This is a genomic window from Polaromonas sp. P4_H1, from assembly GCF_056400945.1.
Genome location: NZ_JBFUKG010000005.1, coordinates 17714 through 36266 on the forward strand (window position 1 = coordinate 17714; position 18553 = coordinate 36266).

Consider the following 18553-nt stretch of genomic DNA (forward strand, 5'->3'; position numbering starts at 1 on the left):
AGTTTAGTCCGGACCGTGGCGGCTCGCCAGTCATGCCGTGGCGGGAATCCCAGGCGCGGCGTGACGAATCTGCCCCGCCTGGAACCCGGCGAATTTCACGCCGAATCAGCCCGGGGAAAAGTGCGGCGCACGTTTTTCGTTCAGTGCCGCGAAGCCCTCACGCGCGTCGGCGCCGGCAAAGCCCAGCATCTCCAGCGCCAGGGAATGCTCGAAGGCGGGCCAGGCCGCGCGCAACCAGTGGTTCAGGCTGCGCTTGGTGAAAGCCAATGCCGTGGGGCTGCCGGCGGCCAGCGTGCGGGCCACCTCGCGCGCCTTGTCCAGCAACTGGTCGTCGGGCACCGCCAGGCTGACCAGGCCGATGCGCTCGGCCTCGATGCCGTCGAGCGTGGAACACATCAGCAGGTGGTACTTGGCACGGGCCATGCCGCACAGCAAGGGCCAGATGAGGGCGGCATGATCGCCGGCGGCCACGCCGAGTTTGGTATGGCCGTCGATGATTTTGGCTTTGTGGCCCGCGATGGACACATCGGCCAGCAAGGCCACCGCCGCACCCGCGCCTACCGCCGCGCCGTTGATGGCCGTGACAATGGGCACATCGCAATCGATCATGCCCTGCACGATGGCGCGGCCCTCCCGCATCACGCGCAGGCGTGCGGCTTCGCTGCCCAGCATGTCCTGCACGAGGTCGAGCGTGCCGCCCGCGCAAAAGCCCTTGCCGACGCTGCGCACCAGAATGCAGCGCACGCCGGGCTCGGCCGCCAGCTGCGCCCAGACGGTGCCCAGCGCGGCATGACCCTGGGCGTCGGTGGTGGGCATGCCGCCCTCCGGGCCCAACACCAATTCGGCCACGCCGTTGTCGCCGATCTCCGCATGCAGATGGGGCGCGATGTCGATCCTGCGGCTCATTGCACGCCCTCCTGCCAGGCCCGCTGGCGCAACCAGGGGCTGACGCGGTAGCGCTCGCCACGGTAATGTGCGTCCAGTGCGTCCAGACAGCCCATGACGTTGCGGGCTTCCCATTGCGCCAGCCACTCAAAAGGCCCGGCCGGATAATTAACCCCCAGCTTCATGGCGGCGTCGGCGCCCTCCGGCGTGCACACCCCGTGCAGCACCGCGTCGGCCGCTTCATTGACCAGCATCGCGAGGGTGCGGGCCACCACAAGGCCCGGGACATCGGCGATGCGCTGCGGGCCGAAGCCCAGCGCCTGCAGCCAGGTGGCGGCGGCGGCGCACCACCCCGCGGAGGCACGCGAAGAAGGCGCCCAGGCCAGTGCGATGCCGGTCTCGCTGGACACAGGCAGGTCAAACACGGCCACTTCAGCGCCCAGCTGCGAGGCCGGCCTGCCGTCGGTCAGCCGCAGTTGGGCACTATCTACCGCCAGCCCGATCCAGTCGCTGCTTTCATCGCGCGAAAAAGCGCGGCCGGCCTGCGCCAGCGCCGCAACCAGTCGCTCGGCCACCGGTCCGGATCCCTGCACGCACAACGATTGCGCGACTGGTGCGACCGGTAGAGGCAACGGTGCGAAATCGGCGCTCGCCGGTTGTACGGTACCCGCGGTGTAGTCGTAAAAGCCGCGGCCCGACTTGCGCCCCAGCAAACCACCGTCGACGAGCTCACGCTGTACCAGCGACGGCGCAAAACGCTTGTCGTAGAAATTGGCCTCGTAGACCGAACTGGTCACCGCAAAATTGGTGTCGTGGCCAATCAGGTCCATCAATGCACAGGGGCCCATGCGAAACCCGACGGCACGCAGACAGGCATCGAGCACCGCGGGCGTGGCAGCCTGCTCCTGCAGCAGTGCCAGGGTTTCGGCGTAAAAAGGCCGGGCAATACGGTTGACGATGAAGCCCGGCGTCGAGCGCGCATGCACAGCCACCTTGCCCCAGACGCCGGCCAGGTCAAAAATGAGCGCAGCCACCGCCGGGTCGGTCTGCAGGCCCGAGACCACCTCGACCAGCCGCATCTGCGGCACCGGATTGAAGAAGTGCATACCGACCAGGCGTGCCGGATGTTGCAGGCCATTGGCAATGGCCGTGACCGAAATCGACGAGGTGTTGGTGGCCAGTACGCAATCGGCGGCCACGATGGCTTCGAGCTGCTGGAACAGCCCACGTTTGACGTCGAGCTTTTCGACAATGGCTTCCACCACCAGCCGCGCCGGTGCGGCCGCTTCCAGCGTGGCTATGGCTTCGATGCGCGACAGCGTCTGCGACACGCCTTGCGCCGTCAGCTTGCCCTTTTCCACCAGCGCATCAAGGCTCTTGGCCAGCTTGGTCTTCGCTTCGGCAGCCGCGCCTTCGCGGGTGTCGTAAAGCATCACGGCATGGCCAGCCTGTGCGGCGACCTGCGCAATGCCGACCCCCATGACACCGGCGCCGACCACCAGCAGAGGCGCCTCGATGAGCCTGTTCGTTGTCATTGCGCCATCCAGTTCGGTGGCCGCTTGCCCAGAAAGGCCGCAAAGCCTTCGCGGGCCTCGTCGGTACCCCGCACGCGGCTGATGGTTTGTGCGGTCAACTCGCGCACCTCATGCGTGATCGGCCCGACTTCAAGCTGGGCAAACAGCTGCTTGATTTCACGCTGTGCGCCTGGCCCGCCGGTCAGCAGTTCGGCAATGGCGGCATTCAGCGCCGCGTCGAGCGCGTCCAGCCCAACCACCTGCTGCACCAGCCCGATGGTCAGCGCCTCGGCGGCAGCAATGCGCGTGGTCGTCAGCGCCAGGCGCCTGGCCTGGCGCTTGCCCACCGCGTTGACCACATAGGGGCCGATCACCGCGGGCAGGATGCCGAACCTGGCCTCGCTGACCGCGAAGCTGGCGTTGTCTGCCGCAATCGCCAGGTCGCAGGCACAGACCAGGCCCACACCGCCGCCCAGCGCCGCGCCCTGCACCCGCGCCACGGTGGGCTTGGGACAAGACTCAATGCACGCCAGCATGCCGGCAAAGCGGCGCGCATCGTCCAGGTTCCATTCGCGGGAGGCAGTGCTGGCGCGCTGCATCCATTGCAGATCGGCACCGGCGCTGAAATGCCGGCCCTCGCCCGCCAGCACGATCACGCGCACGGCCGGATCAGCAGCAAGCTGGGTGAAGGCCGTTTCCAGTTCGGTGATCATCGCCTCGTCGAAGGCATTGAACACTGCCGGGCGGGACATGGTGACTTGAGCCACGCCGGGGGCGCGGGATGAGAGGGTCAGATTTTTCATGGCATGACTCGGCCGGCATCAGAAAAGCGCTGAGCCTTCCTGCCGGCAGGAAAAAAGTGAGTGAAAAAGTGGAAGGAAAACCTAAGGCTCAGTAGGTTTCAAGATGGAGCCGGCCTTCCTGTTTCAGGGCCGCACCCACCGTTTCCCACGACAGGCCAGCCTGCTGCGCCACATCGCGCAAGGCCAGCACCACGCCCTCTTCCATGCTCTTGAGTCCGCACACATAGAAGTAGGTGTTCGGGTCTTTGAGCAAGGCGCCCAGGTCGGCAGCCCGCTCGCGCATCGCATCCTGCACGTAGCGCTTGGGTTGCTCCAGCGTGCGCGAAAAAGCGAAGTTGATGTCGATGAAATCCTTGGGCAGGGTCTGCAGCGGACCAAAATACGGCAACTCTTCCTTGGTGCGTGCGCCAAAGAACAGCATCAGCTTGCCCCCCTCAAACTTGCCCGATTGACGCAGCCGGCGACGCCATTCGGTCATGGCGCGCATGGGTGCGCTGCCCGTGCCGGTGCAAATCATCACGATGTTCGACCGCGGGTGGTTCGGCATCAGGAAGCTGGTGCCGAACGGGCCGATCACCTGCACCTTGTCGCCGATCTGCAGGTCACACATGTAGTTCGACCCGACACCGCGCACCGCGTTGCCTTGGTGGTCTTGCAGCACGCGCTTGATGGTAAGTGACACATTGTTGTAACCGGGCCGCTCGCCATTGCGCGGGCTCGCAATCGAATACTGCCTGGCATAGTGCGGTTTGCCCGCTTCGTCGCTGCCCGGCGGCAAAATTCCGATCGACTGGCCTTCAAGCACCGGGAAGGGCATGCCGCCGAAGTCGAGCACGATGTGGTGCGTGTCGTATTCCTTGCCCACTTCGGTGACGCGCACATTGCCAACGACCGCGGCCGTGATGAATTTTTCGGCCGCCTTGGCGCCGTACAGGTTGGTGTAGCCGTGCGCCGCCGACCAGGGCGGCAACGTGGCGCCGTACTGCGCACTGTTGAAGGCCGTTTCGCCAGTGACCGCAGCCGGCAGCGAGGGCGCCACCGGTTCGATCTCGGGCATCGCACCGGGGGCCACGCCCTCAGCCGCAAGTTCTTCCGGGGTGAGTTCCGGGGGCAACTCGTCCCAGCCCAGTTGCTCGGTGAGGCTATAGGCCTTGATGCGCGGCATGGTGCGCCAGTTGTCAATCGAGCCGGTCGGGCACGGGGATATGCAGGCCATGCAGAGATTGCATTTTTCAGCATCGACCACGTAGTTGCGTGAATCGTGCGTGATGGCCTGAACCGGGCAGATGGCTTCGCAGGTGTTGCAGCGGATGCAGATTTCGGGATCAATCAGGTGCTGCTTGATAACGTGTATTTCGGTCATATCCATGGCGGTTCCCGGTCATCGGCTTGATTGGCATGCAGGAGGCGCCAAGTGCCCCCTGCATGATCTTCCTTGCTGGGGGAGATCAGTTAAAACGGACGTAATCGAAGTCCACCGGCTGGCGATTGATGCCCATGACAGGCGGTGCAATCCAGTTGGCAAACTTGCCTGGTTCGACCACGCGGCCCATCAGGCTGGCGACGTAAGCGCGGTCTTCGTTGCTGGGCAACCATTGGCCCACCGAGGCATTCCATTCGGCTTCGGACACCACGCGGCCATCCGGCGACACCTTGACGCCTGCCAGCGCGCCGATGTTGCGGTGAAAAGCCTTGTGCGGCACCCTGAGTTTGACGGAAATCCCCGCTTTTTCAAGCACCTTGTTCCAGCGCTCGACACCGGCCACCGAGTCCTTGATGTAGTCGTCGCGCAGCACTTCATTGAGCGCGTTGAGCATCGGCACTTCTTTTTCAACCAGTTCGCCATTGCGTGCTTCGAGCACCTTGTAGGTCTGGCCCTTGAGCGCATGGTCATCCACGCGCTTGCCTTCTTCGTAGCGGCCTTTCAGGCCGGTGCTGTAGAAAGTGGCGGCATTGCTGGACTCATCGGCACCGAACAGGTCAATCGTGACGCTGTAATGGAAGTTGATGTAGCGCTGGATGGTCGGCAGGTCGATCACGCCGGCGGCGCGCAGCTTGGCCACGTCGTCGGTCTTGAGTTCGTTCATCTTCTGCGAGGTGCGCTGGATGACGCGGGAAATGCCGCTTTCGCCCACGAACATGTGGTGCGCTTCTTCGGTCAGCATGAACTTGGTCGTGCGGGCCAGCGGATCAAAAGCGCTTTCCGCCAGCGCGCACAGCTGGAACTTGCCGTCGCGGTCGGTGAAATAGGTGAACATGAAGAAACTCAGCCAGTCCGGCGTGGCTTCGTTGAAGGCACCCAGGATGCGCGGATTGTTCGCGTCCCCGCTGCGGCGCTCCAGCAGGCCTTCGGCTTCATCGCGGCCATCGCGGCCAAAATGCTTGTGCAGCAAATAGACCATGGCCCACAGGTGGCGGCCTTCCTCGACGTTGATCTGGTAGAGGTTGCGCAGGTCATACATGCTGGGGGCGGTCAGGCCGAGGTGGCGCTGCTGCTCGACAGACGCCGGCTCGGTGTCGCCCTGCGTGACGATGATGCGGCGCAGGTTGGCACGGTATTCACCAGGAATGTCCTGCCAGGCTTTCTCGCCCTTGTGATCGCCAAAGTGGATGGTACGGTCGGTTTCGCCCGGGTTGAGGAAAATACCCCAGCGGTAGTCGCGCATCTTCACATGGCCAAACTGGGCCCAGCCTTGCGGGTCCACGCTCACGGCAGTCCGCAGGTAGACGTCCGAGTTGGTCGAGCCTTCGGGCCCAATGTCGTCCCACCAGTTGATGAAATTGGGCTGCCACTGTTCGAGCGCACGCTGCAGCGTGCGGTCTTCGCTCAGGTTGACGTTGTTGGGAATCTTTTCGCTGTAGTTAATGCTGGACATCGTGGTCTCCAAAAAACAAGGCTGATTCGGGGGATGGATTCGGTTGCGGTGCGCCACCCGGACTCGCACCGCACAACGAGAGCTTTTGTCTAGACGCGGTTCCAGTCGAACTGGGCCTTGTCGCCTTTGCCATAGACCTTCAGGGCACCCTTTTCGCCGACGGCGTTGGGGCGCTGGAAAATCCAGTTCTGCCAGGCGGTGAGCCGCCCGAAGACACGGGTGAACATGTTTTCAGGTCCGTTGAAGCGCAGGTTGGCCTCCATGCCGGTGAGGGCATCGGGCGACATCGCCACGCGCTCTTCAACGGCAATACGTACTTCGTCGGCCCAGTCGATGTCGTCAGGGTTTGAGGTGACCAGGCCGAGGGCGAACGCAGCGTCGGCATCGAGCGCCTGGCCCATGCTGGCGCGTACCGCGTCCAGCGCAGGTTGTTCGTTGTAGAAACGGCGGCCCAGGCGGCTCTGCTCTGTGACCATCGGGTACAGGCTGAAGTTGGTCTCGCTCACGGTGATCTTCGGTGCGCCAGCCTCGTCATCCGGCAGCGCCAGGTGGTAGCTGCGGTCGCAGGCCAAAGCCAATTCAAGAAAGGTACCGGCAAAGCAGGAGCCTGGCTCGATCAGTGCAAACAGGCTGCGCGACGACACATCCAGCCGGCTGAACGTGCGGCGCAGCAAACCAATCGTTTCACGCACCAGCCAGTGGTTTTGATGGGCCAGCAAGGTGGCGTCCATCGCCAGCACCGCAGCCGCATCGCCCTGGGTCTTGATGAGCCAGGTGCCAATGTCCAGCTCGTTGGTGCGCATTTGCAGGATGGCGTCTTCCAGTTCGCGCGCCATCTGCAAGGGGTACCAGGCAGCACCAGCGGCTTCGATGCCGGCCAGGTCGGTGGGCTGGGCGCCGGTGGGGCCCTTGACGGTCCAGGTGGCGGTGCGCTTGGTGCGGTCAATTTCGACCACGACGTTCGGGTAGCGCAGTGCGTCTGCTTCGATCACGCACTCAACCGGCGGCAGCATGACACCCTTGCCATCGGCCGGCCGGTCGCTCGTGGCGGCCAATTCAAGCGCCCGCTCCCGGACTTTCTGGGCAAAGACCTGCGGCTTGGCGATGTCGTCCACCAGGCGCCAGTCTTTGGCCTTCTGGCCGCGCACGCCTTCGACGCTGGTGCAGAACAGATCGGCCAGGTCGTGGCGCACATGCTTCTTGTCGGTGACGCGTGTCAGGCCGCCGGTGCCGGGCAGCACGCCCAGCAGCGGCACCTCGGGCAGGCTCACCGCGCTGGAGCGGTCATCCACCAGGATGATTTCATCGCAGGCCAGCGCCAATTCATAACCACCACCGGCACATGCGCCATTGACGGCGGCGAGGAACTTCAGGCCACTGTATTTGGAGGAGTCTTCCAGGCCGTTGCGGGTTTCATTGGTGAATTTGCAGAAATTCACCTTCCAGGAATGGCTGCTGACACCCAGCATGAAGATGTTGGCGCCCGAGCAGAAGACCTTCTCCTTGGCACTGGTCACCACCACCGTGCGGACTTCCGGATGCTCGAAGCGAATGCGGTTAATCGCATCATTGAGCTCAATATCAACGCCAAGGTCGTAGCTGTTGAGCTTGAGCTTGTAGCCAGGTCGCAGGCCTGCGTTTTCGTCAAAGTCAGCCGTCAGCGTGGCGACGGGCCCTTCAAACTTCAGTGCCCAGTGTTTATAGCGACCGGGGTTGGTTTGGTAGTCAACGCGAGTGTCAATGTTCACTTCATCTCCTCAAAATAAGCAAAATAGTGCACGAACCAGAATTCATACACGAATAATAATGCCTATAACAGAAAGACGTCAAGCACTTTTATGCATGTTTTTTGATTTTTTCATCCAGCGGGAGTTCCAGGGCATTGCGGACCAGTTCGCGCAGCGCAGCAGAAGTCGGCAACAGGGGCTGCGCGCTGGTGTTCACGGTGAACTCCGCCTTGGAATAAAAAGGTGCCCGACCGGCAAGGATGTCTTTCAGGTCTTCCATCGCCTCCTTGCTGTTGGCCATGGGGCGCAGGTCCCCCTGCTCCATCACCCGCCGCATGTGGTCCTCGGGCGTGGCCTGCAGCCAGACCGTCGTGCAATGGCTCAATAAAAGGTTAAACGTCGCAGGATCAGACACCAGCCCGCCCGGCGTGGCAATCACCGCCTCCGGATAGATCTGGATGGATTCCTCCAGGGCGCGCCGCTCATAGCGGCGGTAGGCGTTCATGCCGTAAAGCGCCTGGATCTCCGACACGCTGCAGCCCGCGAATTTTTCAATTTCCCGGCTCAGTTCAACAAACGGGAAACCCAGGTCGTCGGCCAACAGCTGCCCCAGCGAGGACTTGCCGGCGCCACGCAGCCCAATCAATGCAATACGCGGACTGCGTATGACATTGCCGCCACCGGTTCCCAGCATTTCCCCGATCACGATGCGCACGCGCCTGAGCGTCGCGTCATCACGCTGCTCGAGAAGCTCGCGGATCATCAACCACTCGGGCGAGGTGGTGGTGCGGTCGCCAATAATTTCGGCCAAGGAACACTGAAGCGCACCGGCCACCTGCAGCAGGACCAGTATCGAGGCGTTACCCAGACCATATTCCAGGTTGGCCAGGTGGCGCTCAGACACATCCGCGGCGATGGCCACCGCCTTGCGCGTGAGCCCGCGGCGCGCGCGCAAGGCCGCCACCCGCTGCCCCAGCGCCACCAGAAACGGGTTTTTACCCGGCGCCGTCGCGCCATCCACCAGCCCGGCCTCGGCCTTCGCCGGTTCAAAGTCAGTGGTCACATCGCTAAGTGTTAACCCTGATTGATGCAATATATTGCTTGACATGGGATTTTCGAAGATTTATTGTTCGTCCTGCACAATAATTCATATTACACCTGAACGCAAGCGCAGCGCAACCACGCAACCCTGGAGATACACGTGTCACCCACACACTTTCACGAACATATTGCAGAACTCACCATTCAACTGGCTGGGCGCCCTCTCGATGCCAGCCTGCAAGCGTGGCTGAATGCCGAGCACGGCCCCGGTAGTATCACCTATGACCGCCTGAAACAGGCCTGCGAAACCGGGGTCGCGGAGGGCTGGCTGTGTGACCGCGAAGGCGGTGGCATCCGCTACGGCCGTATCTTCAAACCCGCCGCTGACCTGCACGGTTTCTCGGTCGACGTGGTCGACATGAAAGACATTGCCGGGCCACACCACAGCCACCCAAATGGCGAGATCGACCTGATCATGCCCATCGAAGGCGATGCGCAGTTTGATAGCCATCCGGCCGGCTGGCTGGTCTACCCACCGGGCAGCGCACACAGGCCCACCGTATCCAGCGGCCGCGCGCTCGTGCTTTACCTGCTGCCCGAAGGCCGCATCGAATTCACCCGCTGATATGGCCCCCACGCTTGCCACTTCGTGTGCTGCGCTGCCCCCCGAGGGGGCTGTGCCGCCTTGGGAGCGGCCCGGCGGCGTCACGGCCCCCACGCTTGCCACTTCGTGTGCTGCGCTGCCCCCCGAGGGGGCTGTGCTTGCTTGGGGCGGCCCGGCGCGGCGCACTTTGGCCCCCACGCTTGCCACTTCGTGTGCTGCGCGAGGCCTTGCAGGCCGCGGCTCGCCAGATGCTTCGCCTCTGTCGCCTGTCCAAACCTGCGCAGGCAGGTTCGGAGCCGCAGGCTCCAGCCCCTTGGGGGCTAATTTCCCTTTGGGCGGCCCGGCGGCGTCACGATTACTCCTCACGAAAGAATTGCATGACTGAACTGATTTCCAACTTCCTCGGGGGCCGCTGGCAGGCCGGTAGCGGCGCCGGCACGCCCCTGTTCGACCCCACCCTGGGCACCGAGCTGGTCCGCGTGGACGCCACCGGGCTTGATCTCGCGGCAGGCTTTGCGTTTGCACGCGAGCAGGGCCGCGCAGCGCTGCAGCGCCTGACCTACCGCGAGCGCGCCGCGATGCTGGCCGCCGCCGTTAAGGTGCTGCAGGCGAACCGCGATGCCTACTATGACATCGCCACCGCCAACAGCGGCACCGTCAAGAACGACTCGGCGGTGGACATCGACGGCGGCATCTTCACGCTCGGCACCTACGCAAAACTCGGGGACTCACTGGGCGACCGCCGCTTCCTGCTCGACGGCGAGATGACACGGCTGGGCAAGGAAGACCTGTTCCAGTCGCAACATGTACTGACCCCCACGCGGGGCATCGCCCTGTTCATCAACGCCTTCAACTTTCCGAGCTGGGGACTGTGGGAAAAGGCGGCGCCCGCACTGCTGTCCGGCGTGCCGGTGATCGTCAAGCCCGCCACCACCACGGCATGGCTCACCCAGCGCATGGTGCAGGACGTGGTCGAAGCCGGCATCTTCCCGGCCGGCGCACTGTCGGTCGTGTGCGGCAGCTCTGCAGGCCTGATGGACGCGCTGCAACCTTTTGACGTCGTGTCGTTCACCGGATCGGCAGAAACAGCGGCCGTGATCCGCTCGCATCCCGCCGTGACGCAACGCTCGGTGCGCGTCAACATCGAAGCGGACAGCATCAACTCGGCCCTGCTGCTACCCGGTGAAGCCGCCGGCAGCGCCGCCTTCGATTTGCTGGTCAAGGAAGTGGTGCGCGAGATGACGGTCAAATCAGGCCAGAAATGCACCGCTATTCGCCGCGTCTTCGTCCCCGAGGACTTGTATGGCCCGGTGGCCGAGGCGATCGCCGCGCGCCTGTCCAAAACCGTTGTGGGCAACCCGCGCAACGAAACCGTTCGCATGGGTGCGCTGGTCAACCGCGCGCAGCTTGCCGGCGTCCGCGAGGGCCTGGCCCACCTGCAGACGCAGGCTGAGTTGCTGCACGATGGCAAAACGCACGCGCTGGTGGATGCCGACCCCGCCGTGGCTTGCTGCGTCGGGCCCACGCTGCTGGGCGCCCGCGATGCCGATGCTGCCGACCGCATCCACGACACCGAAGTTTTTGGCCCGGTGGCCACCCTGATGCCTTATCGCCATGCCGCCAACGACATGTCCCATGCGTTGACCCTGGTGCGCCGGGGCCAGGGCTCACTGGTGGCCTCGCTCTACGGCAGCGACCCGGCCGCGCTCGCCGCCACCGCGCTGGAGCTGGCCGACAGCCACGGCCGCGTGCATGTGCTCTCGCCCGATGTGGCGCAACTGCACACCGGCCATGGCAATGTGATGCCGCAGTCGCTGCACGGCGGGCCCGGGCGCGCGGGCGGCGGTGAGGAACTCGGTGGCGTGCGTGCACTGAGCTTCTACCACCGCCGCAGCGCGGTGCAAGCCAGCACCGCCGTGCTCACCGCCTTCTAGCCTTTTAAGCGCCGCCAGACGACTGCCCTGCAAAAATCAAGGAGACAGACTTGACCCCCACCCTCCCCGTCGCGCCGCCCGGCGCGCGCTTCAACTTTGCCCAGCACCTGATCGGGCGCAACCTCGTCCGACCCACCAAACCAGCCTACATTGACAACCAGGGCAGCCTGAGCTATGGCGATCTGGCGGAGCGCATTCGCCGCGTGGCGGCAGCACTGCTGGCCTCGGGCGTGCGCCGCGAGGAGCGCGTGCTGCTGCTGATGCATGACTGCAGCGACTGGCCGGTGAGTTTTCTGGGCGCCATGTATGCCGGCATCGTGCCGGTGGCCGTCAACACACTGCTCACCGCCGACGACTACGCCTATATGCTGCAACACAGCCGGGCTCAGGCGGCCATCGTGTCCGGGGCCTTGCTGCCCACGCTGCAGGCGGCCATGACCCAGGGTGGCCATGAGGTCAGGACCGTGATCGTCTCGCGTCCTGACGCGGCCTTGCCCGAAGGCGCCGTGGCACTCGACACCCTGATGGCACAACACGCGCCACTGGCCGAGCCGGCGGGCACCAGCCCGGACGATCCCGGCTTCTGGCTTTATTCCTCCGGCTCCACCGGCAGGCCCAAAGGCACGCTGCACAGCCACGGCAACCCCTATTGGACCGCCGAGCTCTATGGCACGCCGGTGCTGGGCCTCACCGAGCAGGATGTCTGCTTCTCGGCGGCCAAACTTTTCTTTGCCTATGGCCTGGGCAATGCACTGAGTTTTCCCTTGAGCGTGGGCGCCACCACAATCCTGATGGCCGAGCGGCCGACGCCGGAGGCCACGTTCAAACGCTGGCGCGGCGAGGTGGGCGGCCTGCGTCCAACCGTATTCTTCGGTGCGCCCACCGGTTTTGCCGGCATGCTGGCCTCGCCTGCCCTGCCGGCTAAAGAAGACATTGCGCTGCGCCTGGTCTCCTCGGCCGGCGAAGCCTTGCCCAGCGAACTGGGCGAGCGGTTCACGGCCCACTTCGGGGTCGAGATCATCGACGGCCTGGGTTCAACCGAAATGCTGCATATCTTCCTGTCCAACCGCCCGGGACAGGTGCGCTATGGCACCACGGGCTGGCCCGTTCCGGGATATGAAGTCGAACTGCGCGACGACGACGGCCGCCCGGTGCCGGATGGCGAAACCGGCGACCTCTACATCCACGGCCCAAGCTCGGCACTCATGTACTGGGGCAACCGCGAAAAATCGCGCGATACCTTTCAGGGTGCGTGGACCAAAAGCGGCGACAAATACGTCCGCAACGCCGACGGCACCTACACCTACTCGGGCCGCAGCGACGACATGCTCAAGGTCAGCGGCATTTACGTGTCGCCGTTCGAGGTCGAGGCCACGCTGGTGCAGCACCCCGCTGTACTCGAGTGCGCCGTGATCGGCAAGAAAGATGAAAAAGGCTTGACCAAGACAAAGGCCTTTGTCGTTGTCAAGCCGGGCCATCAGGTCGACGAGGCCACGCTGCAGGCCTTCGTGAAGGAGCGGCTCGCGCCCTATAAATATCCGCGCTTCATCGAATTCATGAATGAATTGCCGAAGACGGCAACCGGGAAAATCCAGCGCTTTCGCTTGCGGGAACAGGAGCGCAAGGCATGAGTGCCCCACAGCCACTTCAAACAACCACGAACGACACGTCATTCGTCGACATCGACTGGGCAGGCCGGCGGGTGCGTATCGAGCATCAATGGCTCAATGCCGGCAAGCAGGATCGCCCTCTGGTCGTATTCCTGCACGAAGGGCTGGGATCGGTCGCCATGTGGAAGGACTTTCCGCAGGCGCTGTGTGATGCAGCCAATGTTCGCGGCCTGGTGTACTCGCGCCCCGGCTATGGACGCTCAACGCCGCGCGCAGCCGCTGAGCGCTGGAGCGCCAACTTCATGCACGCACAGGCACACGAGGTGCTGCCCGCCTTGCTTGAAGCGCTGAACGTCAAGGAGAAACCCTGGCTATTGGGCCACAGCGATGGCGGCTCCATCGCTCTGCTGTATGCCTCGCGCTTTCCAGACTCGGTGGCGGGCCTGGTCGTTGTCGCGCCACACCTGATGGTTGAAGAGTATGGCCTGGCAAGCATTCGCACGGCCCGCGAAGCCTATCGGAGCACCGACCTCAAAGAGAAACTGACGCGCTACCACGAGGATGTTGATTCAGCCTTCCAGGGCTGGAACGACATCTGGCTGGACCCCAGCTTTCTCAGTTGGACGATCGAGGCCGAGCTGCCGTCCATCACTTGCCCGATTCTTGCCGTGCAAGGGCTGGATGACGAATACGGCACGCTGGAACATATCCACGGCATTGCCCGCCGCCTCCCACCCCCGCAAACGCAGCTGCTCGAACTCGCGCAATGCGGGCACTCGCCTCATCGCGACCAGCCTGCGGCCTTGATCCACGCCGTCAAGGAATTCATTGACCAACACCACTGACCAACACGCGCCCGCTGCCGATTCTGCAGCGTAACCCCTCACTCGCGCCTCACTCGCCCCTGACCCATCCCTTTGCCCAACGGAGACATTCCTGTGAAAAAATTTTCGGCTTCTTCCCTCTTGACCATTTCCTGTGCTTTGCTCGCTGCCTCAGCCGCCCAGGCGCAAGGCAATGACAGCATCAAGGTCGGCCTGATGCTGCCCTATACCGGCACCTTTGCCCAGCTGGGCGTGGCCATCGAAAACGGCTTCAAGCTGTTTGTGCAGGAACAGGGTGGCGCGCTCGCCGGCAAGAAGATCGAGTTCTTCAAGGTCGACGACGAGTCCGAGCCGTCCAAGGGCATCGAAAACGCCAACAAGCTGGTTCAGCGCGACAAGGTGGATGTGCTGGTCGGCACCGTGCACTCCGGCGTCGCCATGGGCATGGCCAAGGTGGCGAAAGACACCAAGACCCTGCTCATCATTCCCAACGCCGGAGCCGACATGATCACGGGGCCTTTGTGCGCGCCAAACATCTTTCGCACCTCGTTCACCAACTGGCAACCGGCCTACGCCATGGGACTGGTGGCCGCCGAGCGCAAACACAAGAGCGCCGTCACCATCACCTGGAAGTATGCAGCCGGCGAGGAGTCGGTCAAGGGATTCAAGGAAGGCTTTGAGGCCAAAGGCGGCAAGGTCATCAAGGAACTGAACGTGCCTTTCCCGACGGTGGAATTCCAGGCCTTGCTGGCCGAAATCGCCGCGGCAAAACCCGATGCCGTCTACACGTTTTTTGCGGGTGCGGGTGCCGTCAAGTTTGTCAAGGACTATGCCGCCGCCGGCCTCAAGGGCAAGATCCCTCTGTACGGTGCGGGCTTTCTGACCGACGGCACGCTGGATGCGCAGGGCGACGCGGCTACAGGCCTGCTCACCACACTGCACTATGCCGATGGCCTCGACACGCCGAAAGACCGCTCCTTCCGTCTCAGCTACGCCAAGACCTACAAGCTGCAGCCCGATGTGTATGCGGTCCAGGGTTACGACGCGGCGCAAATGCTTGCTGCCGGACTGAAAGCCGCTGGCGGTGACTTCAGCAAACGTGAGGTGCTCATCAAGGGCATGGAGCAGGCAAAGATCGACAGCCCGCGTGGCACGTTCACCCTGTCAAAAGCGCACAACCCGGTGCAGGACATCTACCTACGCAAAGTGGAGAACAAGGAAAACAAAATGGTCAGTGTCGCCGCCAAGGCGCTGGCCGATCCTGCGCGCGGTTGCCGCCTGTGATGTGGCATGACGAATTGACATGACGTTAGCCAACTTCCTCATCCAGCTGCTCAACAGCGTGCAGTACGGCCTGCTGCTGTTCATGCTGGCCGCCGGCCTGACCCTGATCTTCGGCATCATGGGCGTGGTCAACCTGGCGCACGGCAGCTTTTACATGCTGGGCGCTTATCTCGCCTGGTCGCTCAGCGCCCAGCTGGGCAGCCTGAGCCTGGCCATCCTCCTGGGCGCCGTGCTCGCGGTCATTTTTGGCCTGGCGCTCGAATGGCTGCTGTTTCGCCATTTCTATCAGCGCGACCACCTCGACCAGGTGCTGCTGACCTTCGGGCTGATCTACATCTTTGAAGAGCTGCGCTCCATCCTCTGGGGCGACGACGTGCACGGCGTGACCATTCCCGACCTGCTCGGCGCCTCGATCCCCCTCACCGAGAATTTGTCCTACCCGGTCTACCGCCTCTTCATGTCCGGCGTCTGCATCGCGCTGGCGCTGGGTCTGTATGGGCTGATCTCCCGGACCCGGCTGGGCATGAAGATACGCGCCGGCGCCTTCAACCGCGAGATGGCCGAGTCCCTGGGCATCAACATCAAGCGCATCCACGCCCTGGTGTTTGCCCTGGGCGTCGGCCTGGCGGCGGTCGCCGGCATGATCGCCGCACCGATCGCCAGCGTCTACCCCAACATGGGCTCGCAGGTGCTCATCATGTGTTTTGTGGTGGTCGTCATCGGCGGCATCGGCTCGGTGCGCGGCGCGCTCATTTCTGCGCTGCTGGTCGGGCTGGTCGACACCTTCGGCAAGGTCTTGCTGCCCTCGGTGGCCGGCATGCTGGTCTACATGCTGATGGCCGGCGTACTCCTCTGGAAGCCCGAAGGCTTGTTCAAACAATGAGCGCACAAAAATCCAATCTTGAAGTCCTGCCGCGCGGCGTGCAGGTGGCGCTGGTGCTGGGGCTGATCGCCCTGCTCGCCTTCCCTTTTGCCGGCACCGACTTCTACACCCAGATGGTGACCCGCATGATGATCATGGCGATCTTTGCCATGAGCCTGGACCTGCTGCAGGGCGTCACCGGCCTGGTCTCGCTGGGCCATGCGGCCTTCTTCGGCATCGCGGGCTACGCGCTCGCCTTCCTGATGCCGCAGGGCGAGGCCGTCAGCCTGTGGTGGACCTTGCCGCTGGCGGTGCTGGCCTCGGGCCTGGCGGCGCTGGTCATCGGCTTTTTTGTGGTGCGCACCCACGGCATCTACTTCATCATGGTCACCATGGCCTTTGCCCAGATGGTGTTTTACCTGTTCTTTGACAACAAGGTGCTGGGCGGCTCCGACGGGCTGTACATCAACTTCAAGCCCAGCGCCGAGCTCTTCGGCTGGACGCCGTTCGAGCTGGACGGCAAGCGCACGCTGTACTACTTCACGCTGGCCACCTTGCTGGCGGTCTATGCCTTCTTGCGGCGCCTGCTGTGGAGCCCGTTTGGCCGGGCGCTGGCCGGCATCCGCGTCAACGAGCACCGCATGCGCGCCATGGGCTATGGCACCTTCGGCTACAAGCTGGCGGCCTTCACGCTGGCCGGCAGCCTGGCCGGGCTGGCCGGCTACCTGTGGGGCACGCAAACGGGCTACATCAACCCGGAGCTGATGGGCTTTCACATGAGCGCGCACGCCATCATGATGGTGATCCTGGGCGGCATGGGCAACTTTGCGGGTGCCATCGTCGGGGCCTTTGCCTTTGAGTACCTGCTGCACCTGTTCAAGGACCTGCCCACCCTCGAGGCCGGGGGTGTGGTGGGCCTGGGGGGCGGCAGCGTGAACCTGGGCAAGCACTGGCAGCTGTGGATGGGGCTGTTCATCGTCGCCGTGGTGGTGTTCGCGCCGCGCGGCCTGCTCGGGCTGGTGGAGCGCTTTGCCAAGAACAGCAAAAGCAACAAAGACCAGGCCCGCAACCAGGGAGCGGACCATGGCTGAACTGCTGCTGTCGGCCAAGAAGCTGACCAAACGCTTTGGCGGCCTGGCGGCGGTGAACGACGTCTCTGTCGATCTCTGGCGCAACCACATCCATGCGGTGATCGGCCCCAATGGCGCGGGCAAGTCGACGCTGACCAACCTGCTGTCGGGCGATTTGCCGCCGAGCTCGGGCACGGTCATGCTGGGCGGGCACGACGTCACGGGCTGGAGCCCGGAGAAGATTTCAAACAAGGGCCTGGGGCGCAGCTACCAGAAGACGAATATCTTCCTGCCCTTCACGGTCTGGGAGAACGTGCGGCTGGCCGCGCAGTCGCGCGAGCCGCATGCCGGGCGCTGGCTGCAGCGCGCCGGCCGGATGGCCTCCATCAACGGCCGCGCCGAACGGGCGCTGGAGCTGGCCGGGCTGCAGAGCCGCCGGCACAGCATCGCCGGCACCATCAGCCACGGCGAGCAGCGCCAGTTGGAGATCGCCATGACCCTGGCGACGCAGCCGCAGGTGCTGCTGCTGGACGAGCCGCTGGCGGGCATGGGGGTGGCGGAGGCCGAGCGCATGGTGGCGCTGCTGCTGGCCCTGAAGCAGGAGCACGGCATGCTGCTGGTGGAGCACGACATGGATGCGGTGTTTGCGCTGGCCGACCAGCTGACGGTGATGGTCAACGGCCAGGTGATCGCCAGTGGCTCGCCGGCGCAGATCCGGGCCGATGCCGGGGTGCAGGCGGCGTATCTCGGAGAAGAACACGCATGAACACCGATATGAACACCGATTTGTTGATTGATGCGAAAGAAATCCACACCTACTACGGGGCCAGCCACATCCTGCGCGGCATCAATTTCTCGGTGGCGCGCGGCGAGACGATTGGCCTGATGGGGCGCAATGGCATGGGCAAGAGCACCTTGCTCAAGAGCCTGATGGGGCTGGTCAGCCCGCGTGCCGGCTCGATAGCCATCATGGGCCGGCCTATGCTGGGCCGGGCGCCGTATGAGGTGTCGCGCCTGGGCGTGGCCTATGTGCCGGAGGGCCGGGGCATTTTCGGCAACCTGAGTGTGGTGGAGAACCTGAAGATGGCGGCGCGGGCGGGCACGCGGGGCCAGCGCGACTGGACCTATGAGCGGGTGCTGGAGACCTTTCCGCGCCTGAAGGAGCGCCTTAACCATGGCGGGCAGCAGCTCTCGGGCGGGGAGCAGCAGATGCTGACCATTGGCCGGGCGCTGATGACGAATCCGGATGTGCTGATCCTGGACGAGGCGACCGAGGGCCTGGCGCCGCTGATTGCCCGGGACATCTGGCGCATCTGCCAGCTGGTGCGGGAAACAGGTATCTCCAGCGTGATCGTGGACAAGAACTGGAAGCATGTCACGCAGATCACCGACCGCAATGTGATCCTGCTCAAGGGGGAGGTGGTCTTTGAGGGCAGCTCGGCCGAGCTGCACGCCAGGCCTGAACTGCTGGAGCTGTACCTGGGGGTTTGAGAAGCGCGCAGGCGCAATCGACAAAGCG

General features: G+C 63.9%; 16 protein-coding genes and 1 pseudogene. 10 read left to right on the forward strand and 7 right to left on the reverse strand.

Annotated elements, in window-relative coordinates; all coding sequences use genetic code 11:
* Positions 1-105: 105 nt before the first annotated feature.
* The 7 genes from AC1DS5_RS08415 to AC1DS5_RS08445 all read right to left on the reverse strand — a co-directional run bounded on the left by AC1DS5_RS08415 (position 106) and on the right by AC1DS5_RS08445 (position 8913).
* The gene (locus AC1DS5_RS08415) at positions 106-906 is read right to left on the reverse strand and encodes an enoyl-CoA hydratase/isomerase family protein (protein WP_477717802.1); all 801 of its coding nucleotides are present in this window, start codon (positions 904-906) and stop codon (positions 106-108) included.
* A complete protein-coding gene (locus AC1DS5_RS08420; RefSeq protein WP_477717803.1) occupies positions 903-2420 on the reverse strand; it encodes a 3-hydroxyacyl-CoA dehydrogenase in 1518 nt (505 codons plus the stop codon). Before AC1DS5_RS08420 ends, AC1DS5_RS08415 begins: the two co-directional genes overlap by 4 nt.
* Positions 2417-3202 carry an enoyl-CoA hydratase-related protein gene (locus AC1DS5_RS08425; protein ID WP_477717804.1) on the reverse strand — a complete coding sequence of 262 codons (786 nt, stop codon included), beginning with the start codon at positions 3200-3202 and terminating at the stop codon, positions 2417-2419. The genes AC1DS5_RS08420 and AC1DS5_RS08425 overlap by 4 nt, the downstream gene beginning before the upstream one ends.
* An 88-nt stretch (positions 3203-3290) precedes the next feature.
* A complete protein-coding gene (boxA, locus tag AC1DS5_RS08430; RefSeq protein ID WP_477717805.1) occupies positions 3291-4571 on the reverse strand; it encodes a benzoyl-CoA 2,3-epoxidase subunit BoxA in 1281 nt (426 codons plus the stop codon).
* A 79-nt stretch (positions 4572-4650) separates the two neighbouring features.
* Entirely contained in the window at positions 4651-6078 is a 1428-nt protein-coding gene (gene boxB, locus AC1DS5_RS08435) for a benzoyl-CoA 2,3-epoxidase subunit BoxB (RefSeq protein ID WP_011482564.1), read from the reverse strand.
* 89 nt (positions 6079-6167) lie between these two features.
* The gene (gene boxC, locus AC1DS5_RS08440; protein WP_477717806.1) at positions 6168-7826 is read right to left on the reverse strand and encodes a 2,3-epoxybenzoyl-CoA dihydrolase; all 1659 of its coding nucleotides are present in this window, start codon (positions 7824-7826) and stop codon (positions 6168-6170) included.
* Positions 7827-7914: 88 nt separating this feature from the next.
* On the reverse strand, positions 7915-8913 hold the full coding sequence (locus AC1DS5_RS08445; protein WP_477717807.1) for a helix-turn-helix transcriptional regulator: 999 nt from the start codon (positions 8911-8913) through the stop codon (positions 7915-7917).
* A 93-nt stretch (positions 8914-9006) separates the two neighbouring features.
* On the opposite strand from AC1DS5_RS08445, the gene AC1DS5_RS08450 reads away from it, so the two are divergent.
* The 10 genes and pseudogenes from AC1DS5_RS08450 (at position 9007) to AC1DS5_RS08495 (ending at position 18525) form a co-directional block, all read left to right on the forward strand.
* A complete protein-coding gene (locus AC1DS5_RS08450) occupies positions 9007-9471 on the forward strand; it encodes a DUF4863 family protein (RefSeq protein ID WP_477717808.1) in 465 nt (154 codons plus the stop codon).
* Positions 9472-9827: 356 nt separating this feature from the next.
* Complete coding sequence (locus tag AC1DS5_RS08455) at positions 9828-11384, forward strand: 3,4-dehydroadipyl-CoA semialdehyde dehydrogenase (protein WP_477717809.1); 1557 nt, start codon at positions 9828-9830, stop codon at positions 11382-11384.
* Between the two features lie 50 nt (positions 11385-11434).
* Positions 11435-13015, forward strand: a complete 1581-nt coding sequence (locus tag AC1DS5_RS08460; RefSeq protein ID WP_477717810.1) for a benzoate-CoA ligase family protein — start codon at positions 11435-11437, stop codon at positions 13013-13015.
* Positions 13012-13839, forward strand: a complete 828-nt coding sequence (locus AC1DS5_RS08465) for an alpha/beta fold hydrolase (protein ID WP_477717811.1) — start codon at positions 13012-13014, stop codon at positions 13837-13839. Before AC1DS5_RS08460 ends, AC1DS5_RS08465 begins: the two co-directional genes overlap by 4 nt.
* A 93-nt stretch (positions 13840-13932) precedes the next feature.
* Positions 13933-15102: an ABC transporter substrate-binding protein gene (locus AC1DS5_RS08470; protein WP_477717812.1), complete on the forward strand. Its 1170-nt coding sequence runs from the start codon at positions 13933-13935 to the stop codon at positions 15100-15102.
* A 19-nt stretch (positions 15103-15121) separates the two neighbouring features.
* Positions 15122-15985: a branched-chain amino acid ABC transporter permease gene (locus AC1DS5_RS08475; RefSeq protein WP_477717813.1), complete on the forward strand. Its 864-nt coding sequence runs from the start codon at positions 15122-15124 to the stop codon at positions 15983-15985.
* Complete coding sequence (locus AC1DS5_RS08480; protein ID WP_477717814.1) at positions 15982-17055, forward strand: branched-chain amino acid ABC transporter permease; 1074 nt, start codon at positions 15982-15984, stop codon at positions 17053-17055. Before AC1DS5_RS08475 ends, AC1DS5_RS08480 begins: the two co-directional genes overlap by 4 nt.
* A pseudogene (locus AC1DS5_RS08485) lies at positions 17048-17566 on the forward strand (ABC transporter ATP-binding protein); the annotation flags it as partial. The gene AC1DS5_RS08480 and the pseudogene AC1DS5_RS08485, both read left to right, overlap by 8 nt.
* Positions 17567-17704: 138 nt before the next feature.
* On the forward strand, positions 17705-17800 hold the full coding sequence (locus AC1DS5_RS08490) for an ABC transporter ATP-binding protein C-terminal domain-containing protein (RefSeq protein WP_477718000.1): 96 nt from the start codon (positions 17705-17707) through the stop codon (positions 17798-17800).
* Positions 17797-18525, forward strand: coding sequence for an ABC transporter ATP-binding protein (locus tag AC1DS5_RS08495; RefSeq protein WP_477717815.1), 729 nt, complete (start codon positions 17797-17799; stop codon positions 18523-18525). Before AC1DS5_RS08490 ends, AC1DS5_RS08495 begins: the two co-directional genes overlap by 4 nt.
* The last annotated feature ends 28 nt before the right edge of the window (positions 18526-18553 follow it).

Coding starts and splice junctions, on each gene's coding strand:
- AC1DS5_RS08415 (WP_477717802.1), bottom strand. CDS start 906: ATGAGCCGCAGGATCGACATCGCGCCCCATCTGCATGCGGAGATCGGC.
- AC1DS5_RS08420 (WP_477717803.1), bottom strand. CDS start 2,420: ATGACAACGAACAGGCTCATCGAGGCGCCTCTGCTGGTGGTCGGCGCC.
- AC1DS5_RS08425 (WP_477717804.1), bottom strand. CDS start 3,202: ATGAAAAATCTGACCCTCTCATCCCGCGCCCCCGGCGTGGCTCAAGTC.
- boxA (WP_477717805.1), bottom strand. CDS start 4,571: ATGGATATGACCGAAATACACGTTATCAAGCAGCACCTGATTGATCCC.
- boxB (WP_011482564.1), bottom strand. CDS start 6,078: ATGTCCAGCATTAACTACAGCGAAAAGATTCCCAACAACGTCAACCTG.
- AC1DS5_RS08445 (WP_477717807.1), bottom strand. CDS start 8,913: ATGTCAAGCAATATATTGCATCAATCAGGGTTAACACTTAGCGATGTG.
- AC1DS5_RS08455 (WP_477717809.1), top strand. CDS start 9,828: ATGACTGAACTGATTTCCAACTTCCTCGGGGGCCGCTGGCAGGCCGGT.
- AC1DS5_RS08465 (WP_477717811.1), top strand. CDS start 13,012: ATGAGTGCCCCACAGCCACTTCAAACAACCACGAACGACACGTCATTC.
- AC1DS5_RS08475 (WP_477717813.1), top strand. CDS start 15,122: ATGACGTTAGCCAACTTCCTCATCCAGCTGCTCAACAGCGTGCAGTAC.
- AC1DS5_RS08480 (WP_477717814.1), top strand. CDS start 15,982: ATGAGCGCACAAAAATCCAATCTTGAAGTCCTGCCGCGCGGCGTGCAG.
- AC1DS5_RS08490 (WP_477718000.1), top strand. CDS start 17,705: ATGGTCAACGGCCAGGTGATCGCCAGTGGCTCGCCGGCGCAGATCCGG.
- AC1DS5_RS08495 (WP_477717815.1), top strand. CDS start 17,797: ATGAACACCGATATGAACACCGATTTGTTGATTGATGCGAAAGAAATC.